Origin of the sequence: Pseudomonas paraveronii, assembly GCF_963681955.1 — a bacterium.
Taxonomy (GTDB): Bacteria; Pseudomonadota; Gammaproteobacteria; order Pseudomonadales; family Pseudomonadaceae; genus Aquipseudomonas; species Aquipseudomonas paraveronii.
In genome coordinates, this window is record NZ_OY817130.1 from 1,876,631 (window position 1) to 1,895,863 (window position 19,233).

Genomic DNA, 19,233 nt, shown 5'->3' on the forward strand with positions numbered 1-19,233 from the left:
AGATGCTTATAGCTCTTTTTCTTGGTCGGATATTTGACACTCTCTTTCGAAGGCTAACGCTTCAGCTCTATCGAAGTTGTATCGGGAAATAGAATTTATTGCCATAAATCCTGAGAGTCCGACGTCGGCTTGGCCGATTATCAGTCCTCCGTGGCAGTTGTGCGCGTGACAGTTACTAATATTAAATAAATTATTTGTGATCAGGAGGTTGCCGGGCCGGATAAGTATTTCAACTCCATTGCAAAGAAAACGACCTTTGTTGATTTTTACTTTATTTGGTGGGGAGAACTCAACTTCTAATAGTATTTTTCTGTGTGCCTCTCTGATGGTTAATGTAGTGCCTATGAGCTGAATGTCCCATGGGATGGTTGTGTAAAAAAGTTGATTATTTTTTATGTGTAGTATTTTTTGATTGAATTCATCAAATAACACTAGATTCAATAGTAGGTGGCCGTCAGTAAGTATAAAACCTACTAGGGGGATCTTATCTACCATCACCGGTATCATGACCGTGCCGTGCCCCGCGTCCTGGCAAGTAAATGAATTGCCGCCTACAATTATTTCGGCCTCCTTGTCAGAAAAGTGAAGATTGTAGGGCTTCTTTACTCCATCTTTAAAGTTGTATGGGTTTTGGTTTGCGGCTGTTACTACTGATTTAGGTAGCAAGCCAGCAGTCTTTTCACGGTGGTGCTGATCACATAGAAGTGTTATTTCGTCTGCGATGTGCCTTTTTACCGTTGCCCATTCCTCCATATGTTCATATTCGTAAAGCGGTAGACCGCAAATTACACAGCCAAACCCACATCGCTGCCTAACTTCCCTCTGTATAGGTAGCGGGATATTTCTACTAGTACAAGCCTCTTCAGGTTTCATAGTTAGTCCTTTAAAGAAGATTCTTAGTGATTGTCTTTTAAATCAATGTCGCAAGGAATGTAAGACTAATGCCTGCCACTTCCACCCAGAGGATACGGTAGTGGGTGAATCAATGGATACCTGCCTAGAACTTTTCTTCCCTATACCCTTCAATCATCCCCACGCTTTTTGGTATCGCGGCGCACCGTATTGGTGCGCTTCAGCCGGTGCTGTCTTCTTTCTAATCTGGCGCGCGCCGTCGTCCCCCCACCTCGCCTGCGGGCTAAATGGGTCGTTTTTTCTGCGCCCCTGCGCACCACTCTCGGCGGCTCAGGCTGGGCGCGTGCTTGGCGTTTTGGAGGGGGTAGAAACCTGCGGAACGCTGCGAGGGTTGATGTTTTTCGCAACGATTATAAGCACGCACAGACCTACTGAATTCAGTAGGTGCCTCGGGAAAAAGGTTAGTTTTTTTTTGAGGGGGGTGTTGTGACTTGGAAGGCCCGTGTTTGTTGGGCTTGAGACCTAACTTTGATGGGTTAGGTTGGGTTAGGTTAAAGGTTAGTAATTCGTAAGTACATGTTTTTAAAGGAATTTACATATTGAATAATTAACACTAATAAAGGTTAGGAAATAACCAGACCTAACCGAAAAGCTAACCTTGTCAACCCCTCGAAAAGCCATAACAAACAAGGCTTTCAGGGCGCTCTGCAAAAAACTAACCCTCCTAACCTCTTTCCCGTGGGTCAACATGAAAACGCGAGAGGTGCCTAGGGCGGGCCGTTTTTGAGCCTTCGTGCGAAATTACGCAGTACTTACGACCTTTACGTTCACGCGCCCGCACTCTCACTCACACAGCGTCAGACATTGACGTTTACATGGGGGGTTGGGATTGGGGGCGACAGGCAATGGCGATAAGTACCGTGGCGCAACCATGCGGATATGGTTTTTGTCGGCCCGACCAAGGCGCTGCAGCGCCTTTAGCGCATTCATCTGCCGTGCGGTGATGGGTATCGACAAGTCTCTTTTCTTAGCAAGCACGCTCAGACCAAGCGCAGCGGTGATGGTAGACCAGCCTGCCGGAGTCTGGTTTCCATCGGATGCAAAAAAGCCCGCCGGAGCGGGCCTTGATGTGGGGGGCTATTGAACATAGGGCGCGTTATGTCTACCTGCAGTCGAGGTTCAGCATCATCCCTCGCTCGTCGATCGAGACACTTCTAGTGTCGAATTGCGGCAGACGCATCAGCAATCCCTAGACGATTCGATCCTCGAATAAATCGGCTCAAGGTCAGAAAGTAAAGTTGATTGCCTAACCCTGTCTTCGAATCCAAATTGTCTAGCAACAGCCTTAGCTGCTCTAACATATGAAGCACTGCAAAATGGCGAAACTACGATTTCATCAATCAGAGAGACACAATCAATCGGAGCTGTGTGCGGCTTAAATGTTTCAAGATCATCTAGCTTAGCCCCTTTAATTTGCATATATGCCCTCACTTCCCTTTCATGAGCATAGGACTTTCTCTTATAAATAGGATCAAGAAACGCTTTCTGGTCATACGCGCTCATCACTGCATCGAATTCCGTTTGCGTCGTGTGCGTATAACTGATGTATCGAACCCTCGCAATCTTACCGTCGAATTCAGCACCAAGTGCATTTGCAAGTTTCCCAACCGTTGTGCGGATTGCTACTGCTTTTCCAGTATCGCCATAGAGCTTCCACATTGCTTCAGATTCATCATCACCTTGATACCAGCAGGACACTACTCTCGACTGAAACAATCTTTTCGCAAAGACCCTAAAATTGCTTAGATCTTGAGGCCCGCTATCGGCATTTGAACAATTCATGGAAGGCGGGCAGTTATCTTTGACGAGTTTAAGAACGTCAGGTGGAGGATACCCTTCATAAGGATCGCTTGCGCTATATGTTCCTAAACTAGCCATAAATAGCGCTTTATCATCTAAAATATTAATGAGTCTATCAAGCGTTATGTATCGCCAAATAACCTCTTCGCCTGCTAGGTCCCCCACTAAAGTCGCTGGCATTTGCCCTCCTTATAAAAAATATCAATCGCTTTCGTAATATTAGCCTTGTCAGGACATTGCTATCGAAATATTTTCCTTTAGCTTGTTGCCTTGTGGTGATTCTACAAGCACTACCGGGCGTATGTTCATTGATGCATGTCGCAATTTAAAAGAGACGCGACTTCGCCACTGTTGGTTGGAGATACACCTCCATCGGTAAGGTCGTCGGCGGCCAGGTGAAACTGGGTTCCCAGGATCATGATTCAGACTTAGCTTCCGCACCAGAATAGAGCGCCAGTCCCATGGTGGTCCCATGGGGCTGTTTTTTTTGACGCAAAAAACCGTAAGCACTAGAATTTCTCTAGTAAAATCAGTGGCTTGCGTTTTATTAATTTGGCGGTGAAGGAGAGATTCGAACGCACGATACGTCTGATAGCTCTATCTGCCTTGTCGGTAAATTTATTTATGGGAGATCCTGCTTCTTCAGCCTGGCTAACCCTTGTTTGATGTGACCTGCATTCTCACCAAGCGTGTGAAGAGAGCCGCGGACGTTCCCACCAGTCGTCAATTCACCACGCTCCTCTGTCCACAACACAAGCTCCATTATTGCCGCCTCTAATGCCAGTTGGTTCTCATACATCCTTTCCAGCACATCCGCCAGTGAGTATTCGTTCGCCATCAATATCGCCCTGGTTCGTAAAGCTTGAAGCATAGCAGCGGATATGCGCGGAGCTGATAGGTGGGAAGAGCTGTCGTGCTTGGCAGGGGCAGTGGTAAAAAAGTGGTACTGGGTTTTTTATGGTGCGCTACAAGGCACGTACTGAAAGGTCTGTGGAATTAGCAGGTCCAATCCATCATCGGCGCGACAGAGAAACTGCGGGAAAGTGGACCTGTCTGTAGGGACATTGGCAATCTGAGTCAACGAGGCGAATGGCGTAGTTTATCGGGGATGTTTCTTAGGTGTCGGGGAGGTGTATACCGTGCTCTTCACCACTTCGAGCGGGGCGTTGCCATGTGTGGAATATGCCAGGAATATCGGTGAAATATCCCGCATTCTTCTCGACTTGCTCCTCAAACCTCCCGCCGCTAACCTCCTCAAGCCGCTGCCAATCCAGCGGCCGGAGGTGGAAGTCCGTATCGCTAAAGGCGTTTTAACTCCCGTCACTATTTGGAGCTTCGCCCATGCACAGCAACACGCCCAGTCGCTCTATTGATCGCGACCCTTCGCCCGTCGATACCAAGCTTCACGCCACAGCTCAATGTGCCATTGCTCGTGACTTGCCTCAATCCACCGACAATGCGCCTGACGAACACCCAACCCACAACCTATTCCTCGTCAGCCCCGACATAGACACCGAAACCCTCCTGGCCAACGCCTCCGAAAACCTCGCGTCCGCCAGCGAAATGGCCGCTACCGTGGCTTTTAACCTCGACGGCTCCCAGCGCGCCATTGTCTTGGGTATTCAGCAACTGATCGACCTGAGCGCGCTACTCGTTGACCGAGCCCAGGACCAAGTCGCCCGTGTCATCAGCCCGGCTACAGCCTGACAATCGACCTCCGCCGCCTTACCCCAAGGCGGCAACCTGAACCCATTCTGTCTTCCGGCGAAGTTTCATCATTCCCTGTGCCGTTGAGGCCTACGATCATCTCTATGGGAAACCCCCGAACCCACAGGGAACTGAAAAAATGATCTCGAAGCTTGTCAAAGTCGTGATGATCGCCGGCGCGTTGCTGTTGAGCGCTTGTTCGTCGGATTCGTCGGGCGTGAGTCGCGACCCTTGCTTTTCAGGCGGATGCCAGGCGTTTGGTGACCACAGCCCGAACAAGGCCGCCAAGATGAATTTTGGCGGCAGTGGGCTGGGGAGTCGTTATGGTGAGTACGGTTCGGGGTTGTTGCAGGATGACTGATGAGGTGGTGGGGCAGTCAGGGATGTGTTGATTGAACCGCCGCTATCGGGAGCAAGCCTCCTCCCACATGAGGGCCCCGGCGCGTGAAGCTGCATGCTATCAAATAGCTATGCCTGTGACTTCAGGTCGCGTCTGTCAGGCTTGACACTCACCCCGGTCAGCCCTGCCAAAACGCCTATTTTAGAGCTGTCAATTAGCCAAACAGCGCATGAGCGCCGGTTGGCGTGATATTCTGCGCGCCATCCTGGTCTAGTCTTTCTCCGGAACGTACACCCGTATACGTCCCGGCGGCTGGCTGTCGCCCAGGTAGCTGAAGCCAATAATGATAAGAAGTCAGCGCAGAAGGGACATAAAAGTGAGGTCGATACGTCGGCCTTGTGTGCCCACCCTGCGGTCCTTGAATGAATGTGCAAACCCCACGGTGCGTTGCCTGGCGCAGTGTGATCGAGGGTTCGCCAGGCTCAGGGGCAGTGGGGCGGATGGCGTTTTATCATAGGTGCTACTGATGTTTAAGAAAGTAAACACTGCCCTGCTGGGGTTGGCTTTGTCGATGGGGATCACGTCCGTTCACGCGCAAGAGGCAAAGAAAGTCGATGTGCTGCTGATCGGCGGCGGCATCATGAGTGCGACCCTGGGTGTCTGGCTTAACGAGCTGGAACCTAGCTGGTCGATGGAAATGGTCGAGCGCCTCGATGGCGTCGCCGAAGAAAGCTCCAACGGCTGGAACAACGCCGGTACCGGTCACTCGGCCCTGGCTGAGCTGAACTACACCCCGGAAGACAAGAACGGCAACGTTGAGATCCCGAAAGCGGTCGAAATCAACGAAGCGTTCCAGATCTCCCGTCAGTTCTGGTCCTGGCAGGTCCAGCAGGGCGTGCTGAAGAACCCGCGTTCGTTCATCAACTCCACACCGCACATGAGCTTTGTGTGGGGCGATGACAACATCAAGTTCCTGAAAAAGCGTTACGAAGCCTTGCAAGCGAGCCCGCTGTTCGCCGGCATGCAGTACTCCGAAGACCCGGCGCAGATCGCCAAGTGGGTTCCGTTGATGATGGAAGGGCGTGACCCGAACCAGAAAATCGCGGCCACCTGGAGCCCGCTGGGGACGGACATGAACTTCGGCGAGATCACCCGCCAGTTCGTCGCTCACCTGCAAACCACGCCGAAGTTCGACCTGAAACTGTCGAGCGAAGTGCAGGACATCACCCGTAACGCCGACGGTTCGTGGCGTGTGAGCTACAAAAACCTGAAAGACGGCAGCAAGACCGAAACCGACGCCAAGTTCGTGTTCATCGGCGCGGGCGGCGGTGCACTGCACCTGCTGCAAAAGTCGGGCATTCCTGAAGCCAAGGACTACGCTGCCTTCCCGGTTGGCGGTTCGTTCCTGGTGACCGATAACCCAACCATCGCCGAGCAGCACCTGGCCAAGGCCTACGGTAAGGCTTCGGTTGGCGCGCCACCGATGTCGGTGCCGCACCTGGACACCCGTGTGCTGGATGGCAAGCGCGTGATTCTGTTTGGCCCATTCGCGACCTTCTCGACCAAGTTCCTGAAAGAAGGCTCGTACCTGGACCTGCTGACCAGCACTACCACCCACAACATCTGGCCAATGACCAAAGTCGGTATTCGTGAATATCCGCTGGTCGAGTACCTTGCTGGCCAGTTGATGCTGTCGGATGACGACCGCTACAACGCCCTGAAAGAGTACTTCCCGAACGCCAAGCAATCCGACTGGCGCCTGTGGCAAGCCGGTCAGCGCGTGCAGATCATCAAGCGTGACGAAGAGCAGGGCGGCGTGCTGAAACTCGGCACCGAAGTGGTCAGCTCCGCTGACAACACCATCGCCGGCCTGTTGGGCGCATCGCCAGGCGCGTCGACCGCGGCGCCGATCATGCTGACCGTGCTGCAGAAAGTGTTCAAGGACAAGGTGGCGACCCCGGCCTGGCAGGAAAAACTGCATCAGATCGTGCCAAGCTATGGCACCAAGCTGAACGACAGTCCTGAGGCTGTTGCCAAAGAATGGGCCTACACCGCCGGTATCTTGCAACTGACCCCACCACCTGCGATTCCGCAGATGACCGCTCCCAAGGCCGCCGAGGCTGCCAAGCCTGCGGCTGAGCCGAGCAAGCCGGCGTCTGATCTGGCGCTGTAAGACCTGGCCCTGAGACTGGGGCCGATCGGTCAAAAAAAGCCCGCTGAGCCGATAACGCTCAGCGGGCTTTTTGTGGGCGCGTGTTTATGCGCGGGGGTGGGTGCGCTCCACCGCAGGCAGTTCAACTGTTCGTTCGGCTGCCGCCAGCGCCGCCGTCAAGCCGGCTCGGTCCAGCACAACGCAATAGGCCGGTTTGGCCCGCTCAAACCGCCAGCTTTCATCCAGCCCACCGGCATCCACGGCGTCAAAACCGAGCTCATCGAGCAACTGGATCACTTGCGCTTTTGCCGCAGCGTCATCCGCAGCCACCGGCAGTGCGCGGCGGTCGGGGGCGCCGTGAGGGCGGGCATCCTGCGTCAGGTCTGGGGCAAAGATTGCGTTGAACACCTTCACCACATGCGAATGCGGCAAATGCTCGGCGAGCAGCCGGCTGGTGGTGGTTTCGAAACGGTCCAGCTCAGGGATGTGCCCGTCGCGATCGGGGTAGTAATTGTTGGCGTCCATCACTGTTTTGCCTTCCAGCCACTGCGCGGGCACGCTGCGGTAATGTTCCAGGGGGATCGCCACAAGCACCACGTCACCAAATTGTGCCGCGTCCTGCGCGCTGCCCACTTGAACGCCCCAAATGCCGCTGAGTACGCTGCTCATGGTCTGGGGGCCACGGGAGTTGCTCAACATCACTTCATGCCCGGCCGCCAGCGCCAGTTGGGCCACCGCGCGCCCGATGAAACCTGCTCCAATCACGCCAATCTTCATGACCTAGCTCCTGCAAAGTAGGGGAGCGGTTATGATGATTGGTAGCCAATGGGTGATAAATGAGCGTTGTGACGAGGCTGTTATTACTGGGAGTGGGGAATGATGGACCGTCTTTCGAGCATGAATGCCTTTGTGACCGCCGCCGAGTTGGGCTCTTACGCACGAGCCGCGGTGCGTTTGAACATGTCAGCGCAGATGGTGGCCAAACACGTCGCCGCGCTGGAACAGCGCCTGGGCGCGCGCTTGCTCAATCGCACCACGCGCCGGCAAAGCCTGACGGAGTTGGGTAGCGCTTACTACGAGCGTTGCAAACATATCCTGACGGAGGCCGAGGCCGCCGATTCCCTGGCGCAGATCATGAATGACACCCCACGCGGCAAGCTGAAAATTACCGCCCCGGTGACCTTCGGCTCCTACAGTCTGATGCCTCTGGTGACCGCGTTTTTGCGTGACAACCCCGAGGTAAGCATCGACCTGCATCTCACCGATCGTTTCGTCGATCTAGTAGAAGAAGGCTACGAAGCCGCCTTCCGCATTGGCCCCCCAGCGATCACGGGGTTAACCGCCAGACCCCTGGCGCCGTATCGTCTGGTGGCCTGCGCGGCGCCTGCCTACTTGGCAGCACGGGGCACACCGCTGCGGCCGGCGGACCTTCAGCAGCATGAATGCTTGGGTTACGCCTTCTGGTCACGTCCGGCGGATCGCGAGTGGGTGTTCTACCAGGGCTCGGTCCCGCACACCGTGCAGGTTGCCAGCCGTTTGCAGATCAACGAAAGCAAGGCCTTGATGTCGGCTGCACTGGACGGGTTTGGCATTGTGCTCGGAGCTGAAGATTTTCTGCGCCCGGCCCTGGCCAGGGGCGAGTTGGTGCGGGTGCTGCCGGACTTTGACGCGCCGAGCCGGCCCATGCATTTGGTCTACACCGCCAACCGCCAGCGTACCGCCAAGTTGCGGCGTTTTGTCGAGGCTGTGCTGGAGCGCTTTGGCCCGATTTGAGCGTTCAAATCACGACCCGGCCTTCCGTCTGTTCCTTGGGATGCACTGTCGGCAGGTTCAGCAACCCGACAGACACCACCTGTTAAAAAGTACCCAGGCCTTGCAGGAGCGCGGCTGGAACAAGGGGGGATTTTTTACTGATACAGGTGTTGGGCGTTAGCGCCCGAGGGGTTTGTATGTTGCTCCGTTATGCAGCATTGGTGGTCATGGTCGTCGCGGCGTCCGGGTGTGTGCAAGAGCGCGTCGTGCATGCGCGTCGACCGTTAGAGCGTGAGTATGTGGAGGTGGTCGCGCCACAACCGCCGCCGATGCAAGTGATCGAAGTCGAGCCGGCGGTGCGCGAAGGTTATGTTTGGTCGCGCGGTTACTGGCGCTGGGAAGGTGGACGCTATGTGGCCGTACACGGCCATTGGGAGCCGGTGCGCGAGGGCTACCGTTATGTGCATCCGCACTGGGTGCAACGAAATGACGGTTACCACTGGCAGCATGGTGGCTGGGTTCGCTGAACCCCTCTCAGACCAATCGCTTCATGCCCGCAGCCTTGGCTGCGTCGAGGTCAAAGGTGGCGGTGTATTCGCAGCCGGCTGCGTGGGCGCAGCGCGCGATCAAACAGTCGGCGAAATCGGCTTTGTTTGCCGAGAACCGCCGGAGTGCCTGCCAGATGATCTCGGCATGCTCGATGATCAATTCACGGGTACGCAGCAGCGTTTCCAGCACTGTCACCACGTCGCTCTTGGCTGACTGATAGCAACTTTGTAAAACCCACACCAACTCCACCACCGACACCAGGCTGACAAAGCCTGGCGACAGGGTGGTGAGGGATTCGATCAGCTCGGACGCCTTGGCGGATTGGACCGGATCGTCCTGGGTGACATAGCGCACCAGCACATTGGTATCCAGGCCGATCATTGGGCTTTTGCTCCCTGTGCCGCAATGGCGCGGTTCATGTCCTCGATGGAGATGGCCTGGGCAGGCTTGCGGATCAAGCCCTTGAGGTCGTGAACGGTTTTGCTCGCGGCAATAATGGAAAATTTGCCGTCTTCCATTTCGACGAATTCGACCCGGTCTCCCGTTTCCAGGCCCAGGGCGGTCCTGACTTGGACGGGGATGGTGATTTGTCCTTTTGAGGTAAGCGTGGCTGTCGCCATGTTGAAGGTCTCCAGCGTGATGCTCCTTACCTTAGGGTAAGGAGTGTGGGAGAACAAGATCCGTTGGTCCATAGGTCGCTCCTCGGGTGTGGGTCAGTCGGGCTTCGTAAAAAACGATAGCCCGACGCTTCCCGCCGACAAGCCTGAACACAAGGTTAAAGCGCTACAGCATGTGTGGGCTGACTTACTGCACCACGCGGTAGCACGGCACATACGCCGCGCCGCCCGGCAACTTCATGCGGTGCTGCGCGACGAACGCCTGGAGCAGTTCATCCAGTGGCTTCATGATGGCCGGGTCGCCATGGATCTCGTAAGGGCCGTTCTGTTCGATCAGGCGAATGCCCTTGTCCTTGACGTTGCCCGCCACGATCCCCGAGAACGCGCGACGCAGGTTGGCCGCCAGTTCATGGGGCGGCAGCGCGTGACTCAGTTGCAGACTGGCCATGTTTTCGTGGGTCGGGTCGAACGGGCGCTGGAAGCCTTCATCGATCTTCAACAGCCAGTTGAAGTGGAACGCATCGTTGCGCTCGCGGCGGAACTGCTTCACGGCCTTGAGCCCGGCGGTCATCTGGCGGGCCACTTCGGCCGGATCGTCGATGATGATCTGGTAGTGCGCCTGCGCCGCTTCGCCCAGCGTGGCGCCGACGAATGCGTGCAATTGTTGCAGGTACGGCGCGGCGTGTTTTGGCCCGGTGAGGATGACCGGGAAGGGCACGTCGCGGTTGTCCGGGTGCATCAGGATGCCGAGCAGGTAGAGGAACTCTTCCGCCGTGCCGGCGCCGCCCGGGAAGATGATGACGCCGTGGCCGACGCGCACGAAGGCTTCCAGGCGCTTCTCGATGTCCGGCAGGATCACCAGTTCATTGACGATCGGGTTCGGCGCTTCGGCGGCGATGATGCCCGGCTCGGTCAGGCCCAGGTAGCGCCCGCCGCTGATGCGTTGCTTGGCGTGGGAAATGGTCGCGCCCTTCATCGGGCCTTTCATCACGCCGGGGCCGCAGCCTGTGCAGACGTCGAGGCTGCGCAGGCCCAGTTCGTGGCCGACTTTCTTGGTGTATTTGTATTCTTCAGTGTTGATCGAGTGCCCACCCCAGCACACCACGATTTTCGGCTCGACACCCGGGCGCAGCGTGCGGGCGTTGCGCAACAGATGGAACACGTAGTCGGTGATGCCCTGGGAGTTGCTCAGGTCGATGCGTTGGCTGTCCAGTTCGTTCTCGGTGTAGACGATGTCGCGCAGCGCGCTGAACAGCATTTCACGGGTACTGGCGATCATTTCGCCATCGACGAAGGCGTCGGCCGGCGCGTTCAGCAGTTCCAGGCGCACGCCGCGATCCTGCTGGTGGATACGCACTTCAAAGTCTTTATAGGCGTCGAGGATGGTCTTGGCGTTGTCGATGTGCGCGCCCGTGTTGAGGATGGCCAGGGCGCACTGGCGGAACAGGGTATAGATGCTGCCGGAGCCGGCTTCGCTCAGTTGCTGGACTTCACGCTGGGAGAGTGTTTCGAGGCTGCCCTTGGGGCTGACGGAGGCATTGATGACTTGACGTTGGGGCATTCTGATTCCTTGAAAGCGCAGCCACCGCGCCCTTCAGGGGGCGATGGCTTGAGAATGGTGGGCGCCGAATTCGGTCGCACGAGACGGTTATTCTGGCCGCCTCGCGGGCAGGGCGCAAACACCGTCCAGCACCATCATGCCGCAGAACCTACTGAATCAGCTTCCAGTTTTTGTAGAAAAACCGCCGCAGGGCGAACACCGCGCCGGCAAAACCTGCGATCACGGCATTGAGGACGGAGGGCAACATGGTCGGCCGCACGATATCAATGAACAGGCAGTAGCGTTTGGCGTCGTTCTTGTTGAAGGATGCATGCATCAGCGTGTCATCGAAGATAAACAGCGGGTCGTCGTGCCAGTAATGCTTGTGCTTGCCCACTTGGATGTACACACCCTCGTGGTGGGGCGCCGGCGCCATGTTGTAGAGCACCCGGAACATCATGCGCAGAGGGCCGAAGTGAAAGGACGTCGAGCGGTTTTCGTTGAACACCGACACGCCGATGGTCTTCACGAACGGCAACTTCTTGCGCAGCTCCGGGATATCCAGGGTGGTTTCGGTCGGCCGGCCGTACCATTGGAAAAACAACATGCCGCGTTTCTTCTCGGCCATGCGCTCGTCCAGGTAGCCGATGATCTCGTCCTTGTGGGCCATGGCGTCGTCGATCACCTGTTGCAGGTCTTCACGCCAGGCGGGCGGCAGGTCGCGCATCGTGTAGACGTGGCGGTTGCGGCTGCTCAACAGGTCGAACAGGGTGTTGAACGGTGCCAGCAGCCAGGTATTGCGGCCGCTGCCGATGAAATATTTCTTGAACGTGTCGCCGTCATACAGACCGTTGCGCAGGAAGTCATAGACACCGCAGACCAGCACCAGGCCGAGGAACACCGCAGTGGTCAGGGGGAAGAGGCAAATAATCAGCAGGACGCCGAATGCCCAGGCGATCGACACGGCTTTTTTGCGTAAGGCAGATTTGTTCATGAAACTCAGCTCCAGCTGGGCGCCATTCGACAAGTCCAGGTCCGTGGCTGCGAGTGGTGGGATTATGAAACATATTGAAACAATCCCATCATGATAAGGCGTTCTCAGGTGGATCGGCGCTTTAAATATTACGAAATTGTGAAGAGATGGCACAGTTTTTAACCCACGGCCCGGCTTGCGCAGCGAGTGTTGGATTGGATTTTGTAAACAGAAGATTTGCGACTATCGTGACGCTTCGGTTTTTTGGACGTCATAGACCGGTACGATTAAGTTGAATGGCCACCATTGGCCTTCGGCACCTTGGAAGAGGCAGAAATTTTATGATCATCAAACCGCGGGTTCGTGGCTTTATCTGTGTGACCGCTCACCCTGTTGGCTGTGAAGCGAACGTCAAGGAACAGATCGACTACGTGACTCAACACGGCGTCATCGAAGGCGGCCCGAAAAAGGTGCTGGTCCTCGGTGCTTCCACCGGTTATGGCCTGGCCGCGCGCATCAGTGCCGCGTTTGGCTGCGGCGCCGATACCCTGGGCGTGTTTTTTGAGAAAGAAGGCGAAGAAGGCAAGCTGAGCTCCGCCGGCTGGTACAACAGCGCCGCGTTCGAGAAGTTTGCCGTCGAAAAAGGCCTGTACGCCAAGAGCATCAATGGCGACGCGTTCTCCGACGAGATCAAGCGCCTGACCATCGAGACCATCAAGAAAGACCTGGGCAAGATCGACCTGGTGGTCTACAGCCTGGCCGCGCCACGCCGCACCGACCCGCAGGGCGTGGTGCATAACTCCACCCTCAAGCCGATCGGCAAGGCCGTGACCCTGCGCGGGATCAACACCGACAAGGGCGTTGTCGTCGACACCACCCTTGAGCCGGCCACCCAGGAAGAAATCGACGGCACCGTGAAAGTCATGGGCGGCGAAGACTGGCAGCTGTGGATCGACGCCCTGCGTGAGGCGGACGTGTTGGCCGAAGGCGCCAAGACCACGGCGTTCACCTACCTCGGCGAGAAGCTGACCCAGGATATCTACTGGAACGGCTCCATCGGCGAAGCCAAGAAGGACCTGGACAAGAAAGTCCTGACCCTGCGCGACAACCTGGCCGCACTGAAGGGCGACGCCCGCGTGTCGGTGCTCAAGGCTGTGGTCACCCAGGCCAGCTCCGCGATCCCGATCATGCCGCTGTACCTGTCGTTGCTGTTCAAAGTGATGAAAGAGCAGGGCACCCACGAAGGTTGCATCGAGCAGGTCTATGGCCTGTTCAAGGACAGCCTGTACGGCCGCGAGCCGAAGCTCGACGCCGACGGCCGCCTGCGTGCCGACCTGGCCGAGCTGCAACCGAAAGTCCAGGACGCCGTGGCTGCGCTGTGGAACCAGGTCACCGACGACAACGTCAACGAGATCAGCGATTTTGCCGGCTACAAGGCTGAGTTCCTGCGCTTGTTCGGCTTTGAGATCGACGGCGTGGACTACGAGGCTGACGTGAATCCGACCGTGAAGATCAACGGTCTGGTCCAAGCCTAAATACGTTCGAAAAACATGTGGGGGCGGGCTTGCCCGCGATTGCAGTGGGTCAGCCGAAACTTCCGGCACTGACAAACCGCCATCGCGAGCAGGCCCGCTCCCACATTCGTTGTGTGTAAAGCCATCGCGATCTGCCAGACTCCATCCGCTATCAACTCACGCTAACGGAGGATCTGATGACGATTCGTGCAGTCGTTTTTGATTTTGGCGGTGTTCTGTTCGATTGGAGCCCGCAGCACCTGTACCGCAAGCTGATCGCCGATGAAGAGGAGCGGCAATGGTTCCTCGACAACATCTGCACCCAGGCCTGGAACACCGAGCAGGACGCCGGGCGCACCCTGGCCGAGGCGACGCGCAGCCTCATCGCGCAATACCCCCATCACGAAACCTTGATCACGGCCTACTACGACCGCTGGCATGAAATGCTGCGCGGGCCATTGCCGGAGGGCGTGACTATTCTCAAGGCGCTGCATCAAGCCGACATGCCGCTGTTCGGGCTCACCAACTGGTCGGCCGAGACGTTCCCTTATGCGCGGGCCAACTACCCGTTCCTGCAGTGTTTTCGCGACATTGTGGTTTCCGGCGAGTTGAAGCTGATCAAGCCCGACGCAGCGATTTATCACGCCAGCCTCGGCCAGGTGCGCGCTCACCTGCCGGATATCCAGCCTGGCGAAGTGGTGTTTATCGATGATGTCGCGGGCAACATCGACGCGGCCATTGCCCTGGGCTGGCAAGGCATTCACCACGTTTGTGCCGAGCGTACCGCTGAGCGACTGCGTGAATTGGGCGTGGGCTTTTAGCGCGCCCATTTCTCCAGGGCAAAATCCACGAAAGCCCGCAGTTTAGGCAGGCGGTAACGATCCTGGCCGTACAGCAGATGCATGGGGCGGCTGGGCAGTTGATAACGGGTCAGTAATGCCTCCAGCTTTCCGCTCTGCAGGTCGGGCTGCACCAGGGCATCGGGCAGCATGACGATGCCCATGCCTTGCACCGCCGCCTGGCGCAGGGCTTGCGAGCTGTTGATGGTCAGCGAGCCGGACACGGGGATCTCCACTTCGCCGTCCGCGCCGCTCATGCGCCACAGTTTGTCGGCGTTACGCCAATCGTCGCTGGAGGGGTAGGCGAATGCCAGGCAGTCGTGTTGTTGCAGATCTTCCGGCGTTTGCGGCGTGCCGCGTCGCGCCAGGTAGTCCGGCGCGGCGCACAGGGTGATGGTGTAGTCCTGCAGGGGCCGGGCGATCAGGCTTGAGGGTTCCAGCTCGCCCAGGCGGATGGCCACGTCGAAGCCGCTGTCGACCAGGTCCATGCGTTGATTGCTGAGCACCACGTACAACTTGATCAGCGGGTAACGTTGGGAAAATTCGCTCAAGGCCGGCGCCAGGCGTTCGGTGCCGAAGGCGGGCGGGGCGGTGATGCGCAGGGTGCCCTTGGGCACGTCGCTGTGGGCCTGTTCGGCCAATTGCTCGGAGTCAGCCACCAGCCCCAGCACTTCCAGGCAGCGCTGGTAATACTGCCCGCCGAATTCGGTGAGGCTTTGCTTGCGCGTGGTGCGCTTGAGCAGGCTGACCCCCAGGCGTTGCTCCAGGGCGCGCAAATGGTTGCCGACCATGGTGGTCGACATCCCACTGGCATGGGCCGCGGCTGTCATGCTGCCGGTCTCGACCACTTTCACATACACCGACATCGCCTGGAACAGATCCATTATCAAGCCCTGGTTTAAAGTCATTGCAGGAAAGCACAGTTTATCCAGCTTGGGTGGCTAACGATACTGGACCCATCCCAACCCAGCACTGGAGCTTGCCACCATGACCGCCGCTTGCCTGATGAGCACTTACCAACCCTTGGCCTTGAGCTTTGTGCGTGGCCTGGGCACGCGCTTGTGGGACCAGCAGGGCCGCGAATACCTGGACGCCGTGGCAGGCGTGGCCGTGACCAATGTCGGACACTCCCATCCGAAACTGGTGACAGCCATCAGCGAACAAGCCGGGTTGCTGTTGCACACCTCCAACCTCTACAGCATCGATTGGCAACAACGCTTGGCCCAGCGTCTGACCCAACTGTCCGGGCTGGATCGCGCGTTCTTCAACAACTCCGGCGCCGAGGCCAACGAGACCGCGCTAAAACTGGCGCGGTTGCACGGCTGGAAAAAGGGCATCGAGGCGCCGTTGGTGGTGGTGATGGAGAACGCTTTCCACGGCCGCACATTGGGCACCATGGCGGCCAGCGACGGGCCTTCGGTCCGCTTGGGGTTCCAGCGCTTGCCGGGGGATTTTCTCAAGGTCGGCTTTGGCGACCTGGCGGCGCTGGAGGCGATCACGCATGCGTTCGGCACGCGCATCGCGGCGGTCTTGCTGGAACCGATCCAGGGCGAAAGCGGGGTGCAGATGGCGCCAGCCGGCTACCTGAAAGCCCTGCGCGCTCACTGCACGCGCCACGGTTGGCTGATGATGCTCGATGAAATCCAGACCGGCATCGGCCGCACCGGCGCCTGGTTTGCCTTCCAGCACGAGGGCATCGTGCCGGACGTGATGACCCTGGCCAAAGGCCTCGGCAACGGCGTGCCCATCGGCGCCTGCCTGGCCAGGAACGTGGCGGCCGACTTGTTCACTCCGGGCAGCCACGGCAGCACGTTCGGCGGTAACCCATTGGCCTGCCGGGTGGGTTGCACCGTGCTGGAGATCATTGAAGAGCAAGGCCTGCTGCAGAACGCCGCGCAACAGGGCGAGCGCTTGTTGGCGCGCTTACGGGTGGAGTTGGAGGAGCACCCGCAGGTCCTGGCGATTCGCGGCAAAGGCTTGATGATCGGCATCGAACTGGCAAGCCCGTGTCGCGACCTGGCCCTGCGCGCCGCCCAGGAGCATGGGCTGCTGATCAACGTGACCCGGGGCAAGGTGATCCGCCTGCTGCCACCGCTGACCCTGGAGGCCAAGGAAGTGGAGATGATCGTGCGGGCCATCACCCGCTTGCTGGATTGAAATGAGATCCCTTGTGGGAGGGTGCTTGCCCCCGATGGCGGTGTATCAGTCGAGCAATCTGCAACTGACACACCGCCATCGGGGGTAAGCACCCTCCTACAGGGGATTCCGCTGATCTTCAGAGGTCACTCCCATTCAACCACTCTTGGTTCATCGTCTCGCTATCCCCCAGGTATTCCAGCAACCAACTCATCGCCGGGGACAGTTTGTTCTGCGCCCAGGCCACGCATGACGGGCTGGCCGGGAACGGCCGGCGCAGTTGCAGCGCGACCAGCTCACCGCGTTCGATCCACGGCAACACCTGATGCGCCGGCGCCATGCCGACGCACAGACCGTCGCGCAGGCAGTCAATGGCCGAAGCCCAGTTCGGCACCACCAGCCGGCGCTGGTTATCCAGGGTCCAGGTATCGCGCTTGGGCAGGTTGCGCGAGGTGTCGGTCATGCACAGGGACGCGAACGGGCGCAGTTGATCGTCACTGAGCAAACCGTCCAGCGCCGCCAGCGGGTGTTTCGCGCTGACCACACACAACCAGTTCAACAGGCCCATATCGCGAAACGTGAAGTGACTCGCCACCGGCACCGCGCTGGTGGCGCCGATCACGATGTCGGTGCGCTCATCGGCGAGGGCGTCCCACACGCCGTTGTACACCTCGTACTCCAGCAGCAATTCCACGTCAGGGAACTGCCGATAGAAATCCAGCACCAACTGCCGGCAGCGCTGCGGCTTGACGATGGAGTCCACTGCGACCTTCAACTGGCCGCTCCAGCCATTGGCCACTTGCTGGCACAGGCGCCGTGTGCCGAGCATGGTTTTCATCACACTGCGGGCTTCGTCTATAAATAGACGGCCGGCGGGAGTGAGCTCTACGTCACGATGGCGCCGCACAAATAGGGGCACGGCCAGCCATTCTTCCAGCTGACGCACCGTGTAGCTGATGGCTGACGGTACTCGGTGCAATTCCTGGGCGGCGGCGCTGAAGCTGCCATGGCGTGCGACCGCATCGACCACATCCAGGGAGTATTCGGACCACATGGCGGCTGCCTTCAAATTAATTGATAGAAGTGTCCAATTATTATCGCTTCACAGAGAAATTGTCAGCTTCATAATGGGCAGTAGTCAGCAAATTGTTTGATGGCAAGATCTACAAGGCTTCAATGAAAAATTCTTTTGGTTTCACCTGGTACCTGGCGGGGCTGAGCATGCTTGGTTATCTCGCCATGGACATGTACTTGCCGGCGTTCGGCGCCATGGGCGAGCAATTACACATCGGCGCGGGTGCAGTGGGCGCCAGCTTGAGTATTTTCCTCGCCGGCTTTGCCGTGGGGCAGTTGTTGTGGGGGCCGTTGTCTGACCGACTGGGGCGCAAACCGATCCTGCTCACGGGCCTGAGCCTGTTCGTGCTGGGTTGCATCGGCATGTTCTGGGTCGAGACCGCAGCGCAGTTGCTGGCACTGCGCTTTATCCAGGCGATTGGCGTGTGTTCCGCCGCTGTGAGCTGGCAGGCGCTGGTGATTGACCGTTACCCGGCCGATAAGGCTCACCGCGTGTTTGCCAGCATCATGCCGCTGATGTCGTTATCGCCGGCCCTGGCGCCGCTGCTGGGGGCCATGGTGTTGAATCACTTTGGTTGGCAGGCGATTTTCGCGGTGTTGCTGGGCGTGTCGCTGCTGTTGCTGCTGCCGACTCTATTCCTGCGCACTGCGCCGAAACGGCTGGCGGAGGAGGGCGAACCTACGCGCCTCGGTTATGGGCAGTTGCTCGGCTCGCGCGTGTTCACCGGCAACGTCATGATCTTTGCCGCCTGCTCCGCCAGTTTCTTCGCCTGGTTGACCGCCTCGCCGTTCATCCTTGGCGACATGGGCTACAGCCCGAATGACATTGGCCTGAGTTATGTGCTGCCGACCCTCGCGTTCCTGATCGGTGGCTACAGTTGCCGCAGCGCTTTGCAGCGGTTCCAGGGCAAGACGTTGTTGCCCTGGCTGCTGGTGGCCTACTGCATCAGCATGCTTGCGTTGTACCTGGTCGCCACCTTGAGCGTGCCGACCCTGACCACCTTGCTGATTCCGTTCTGCCTGATGGCCCTGGTCAACGGTGCCAGTTACCCCATCGTGGTGGCGAATGCGCTGATGCCGTTTGCGGAAAACTCCGGCAAGGCGGCGGCGCTGCAAAACACCCTGCAACTGGGCCTGTGTTTTCTCAGCAGCCTGTTGGTGTCGTCGATGCTCGAGCAGCCGCTGCTGATCACCGTGATTGTGATGCTGGCGACCGCACCGCTGGCGGTGCTGGGGTATTGGCTGGCGCGGCCGAAAACCGATCATTCGCAGCTGGAAAACGCTTGAGTTGGCAATGCATTCCAACATGTGGGAACTGGCTTGCCTGC

20 protein-coding genes are annotated in these 19,233 nt (G+C 57.9%); 10 read left to right on the forward strand and 10 right to left on the reverse strand.

Features of this window, described 5'->3' with window-relative positions:
* Nucleotides 1-6: 6 nt before the first annotated feature.
* From U5A08_RS08560 to U5A08_RS08570, 3 genes are all read right to left on the reverse strand, one after another.
* Complete coding sequence (locus U5A08_RS08560) at nt 7-873, reverse strand: hypothetical protein (RefSeq protein ID WP_321851172.1); 867 nt, start codon at nt 871-873, stop codon at nt 7-9.
* A 1,218-nt stretch (nt 874-2,091) separates the two neighbouring features.
* Nucleotides 2,092-2,892 carry a DUF2971 domain-containing protein gene (locus tag U5A08_RS08565; protein ID WP_321851173.1) on the reverse strand — a complete coding sequence of 267 codons (801 nt, stop codon included), beginning with the start codon at nt 2,890-2,892 and terminating at the stop codon, nt 2,092-2,094.
* A 442-nt stretch (nt 2,893-3,334) separates the two neighbouring features.
* Entirely contained in the window at nt 3,335-3,550 is a 216-nt protein-coding gene (locus U5A08_RS08570; protein WP_321851174.1) for a hypothetical protein, read from the reverse strand.
* Nucleotides 3,551-3,851: 301 nt separating this feature from the next.
* Between U5A08_RS08570 and U5A08_RS08575 the strand changes: the two genes are divergently transcribed.
* The 4 genes from U5A08_RS08575 to mqo all read left to right on the forward strand — a co-directional run bounded on the left by U5A08_RS08575 (nt 3,852) and on the right by mqo (nt 6,932).
* Nucleotides 3,852-4,085: a hypothetical protein gene (locus U5A08_RS08575; protein WP_128192164.1), complete on the forward strand. Its 234-nt coding sequence runs from the start codon at nt 3,852-3,854 to the stop codon at nt 4,083-4,085.
* Nucleotides 4,054-4,419 (forward strand): DUF6124 family protein, encoded by a 366-nt coding sequence (locus tag U5A08_RS08580; protein ID WP_321851175.1) that lies wholly within the window; start codon nt 4,054-4,056, stop codon nt 4,417-4,419. The genes U5A08_RS08575 and U5A08_RS08580 overlap by 32 nt, the downstream gene beginning before the upstream one ends.
* A 139-nt stretch (nt 4,420-4,558) precedes the next feature.
* Nucleotides 4,559-4,780, forward strand: coding sequence for a hypothetical protein (locus U5A08_RS08585; RefSeq protein WP_321851176.1), 222 nt, complete (start codon nt 4,559-4,561; stop codon nt 4,778-4,780).
* 505 nt (nt 4,781-5,285) lie between these two features.
* Nucleotides 5,286-6,932 carry a malate dehydrogenase (quinone) gene (gene mqo, locus U5A08_RS08590; protein ID WP_321851178.1) on the forward strand — a complete coding sequence of 549 codons (1,647 nt, stop codon included), beginning with the start codon at nt 5,286-5,288 and terminating at the stop codon, nt 6,930-6,932.
* Nucleotides 6,933-7,016: 84 nt separating this feature from the next.
* Here the strand turns inward: mqo and U5A08_RS08595 are convergent, their stop codons facing one another.
* Complete coding sequence (locus tag U5A08_RS08595; RefSeq protein WP_321851179.1) at nt 7,017-7,688, reverse strand: NADPH-dependent F420 reductase; 672 nt, start codon at nt 7,686-7,688, stop codon at nt 7,017-7,019.
* A gap of 99 nt (nt 7,689-7,787) precedes the next feature.
* On the opposite strand from U5A08_RS08595, the gene U5A08_RS08600 reads away from it, so the two are divergent.
* Both U5A08_RS08600 and U5A08_RS08605 read left to right on the forward strand, forming a co-directional pair.
* Nucleotides 7,788-8,684, forward strand: a complete 897-nt coding sequence (locus U5A08_RS08600) for a LysR family transcriptional regulator (protein WP_253394162.1) — start codon at nt 7,788-7,790, stop codon at nt 8,682-8,684.
* Nucleotides 8,685-8,860: 176 nt separating this feature from the next.
* Nucleotides 8,861-9,190, forward strand: a complete 330-nt coding sequence (locus tag U5A08_RS08605; RefSeq protein WP_253394164.1) for a hypothetical protein — start codon at nt 8,861-8,863, stop codon at nt 9,188-9,190.
* Between the two features lie 7 nt (nt 9,191-9,197).
* Here U5A08_RS08605 and U5A08_RS08610 read toward each other — a convergent pair whose 3' ends face one another.
* The 4 genes from U5A08_RS08610 to U5A08_RS08625 form a co-directional block, all read right to left on the reverse strand.
* The gene (locus tag U5A08_RS08610) at nt 9,198-9,593 is read right to left on the reverse strand and encodes a type II toxin-antitoxin system VapC family toxin (RefSeq protein WP_253394166.1); all 396 of its coding nucleotides are present in this window, start codon (nt 9,591-9,593) and stop codon (nt 9,198-9,200) included.
* Nucleotides 9,590-9,904: an AbrB/MazE/SpoVT family DNA-binding domain-containing protein gene (locus U5A08_RS08615; protein WP_321851182.1), complete on the reverse strand. Its 315-nt coding sequence runs from the start codon at nt 9,902-9,904 to the stop codon at nt 9,590-9,592. Before U5A08_RS08615 ends, U5A08_RS08610 begins: the two co-directional genes overlap by 4 nt.
* 112 nt (nt 9,905-10,016) lie before the next feature.
* Nucleotides 10,017-11,390, reverse strand: a complete 1,374-nt coding sequence (ppnN, locus tag U5A08_RS08620; protein ID WP_253394168.1) for a nucleotide 5'-monophosphate nucleosidase PpnN — start codon at nt 11,388-11,390, stop codon at nt 10,017-10,019.
* Between the two features lie 148 nt (nt 11,391-11,538).
* Nucleotides 11,539-12,363 (reverse strand): aspartyl/asparaginyl beta-hydroxylase domain-containing protein, encoded by an 825-nt coding sequence (locus U5A08_RS08625; protein ID WP_253394170.1) that lies wholly within the window; start codon nt 12,361-12,363, stop codon nt 11,539-11,541.
* Between the two features lie 320 nt (nt 12,364-12,683).
* On the opposite strand from U5A08_RS08625, the gene fabV reads away from it, so the two are divergent.
* Nucleotides 12,684-13,877, forward strand: coding sequence for an enoyl-ACP reductase FabV (gene fabV, locus U5A08_RS08630; RefSeq protein WP_046384297.1), 1,194 nt, complete (start codon nt 12,684-12,686; stop codon nt 13,875-13,877).
* A gap of 176 nt (nt 13,878-14,053) precedes the next feature.
* On the forward strand, nt 14,054-14,677 hold the full coding sequence (locus tag U5A08_RS08635) for an HAD family hydrolase (RefSeq protein ID WP_321851183.1): 624 nt from the start codon (nt 14,054-14,056) through the stop codon (nt 14,675-14,677).
* Here the strand turns inward: U5A08_RS08635 and U5A08_RS08640 are convergent.
* Nucleotides 14,674-15,579: a LysR family transcriptional regulator gene (locus U5A08_RS08640; RefSeq protein WP_253394173.1), complete on the reverse strand. Its 906-nt coding sequence runs from the start codon at nt 15,577-15,579 to the stop codon at nt 14,674-14,676. The genes U5A08_RS08635 and U5A08_RS08640 overlap by 4 nt on opposite strands.
* Before the next feature lie 103 nt (nt 15,580-15,682).
* Between U5A08_RS08640 and U5A08_RS08645 the strand changes: the two genes are divergently transcribed.
* A complete protein-coding gene (locus tag U5A08_RS08645) occupies nt 15,683-16,852 on the forward strand; it encodes an aspartate aminotransferase family protein (RefSeq protein ID WP_321851185.1) in 1,170 nt (389 codons plus the stop codon).
* Between the two features lie 118 nt (nt 16,853-16,970).
* On the opposite strand, the gene punR is transcribed toward U5A08_RS08645, so the two are convergent.
* Nucleotides 16,971-17,885 (reverse strand): DNA-binding transcriptional activator PunR, encoded by a 915-nt coding sequence (punR, locus tag U5A08_RS08650; RefSeq protein ID WP_247395832.1) that lies wholly within the window; start codon nt 17,883-17,885, stop codon nt 16,971-16,973.
* Nucleotides 17,886-18,007: 122 nt separating this feature from the next.
* Between punR and punC the strand changes: the two genes are divergently transcribed.
* Entirely contained in the window at nt 18,008-19,192 is a 1,185-nt protein-coding gene (gene punC / locus U5A08_RS08655; RefSeq protein WP_253394177.1) for a purine nucleoside transporter PunC, read from the forward strand.
* The last annotated feature ends 41 nt before the right edge of the window (nt 19,193-19,233 follow it).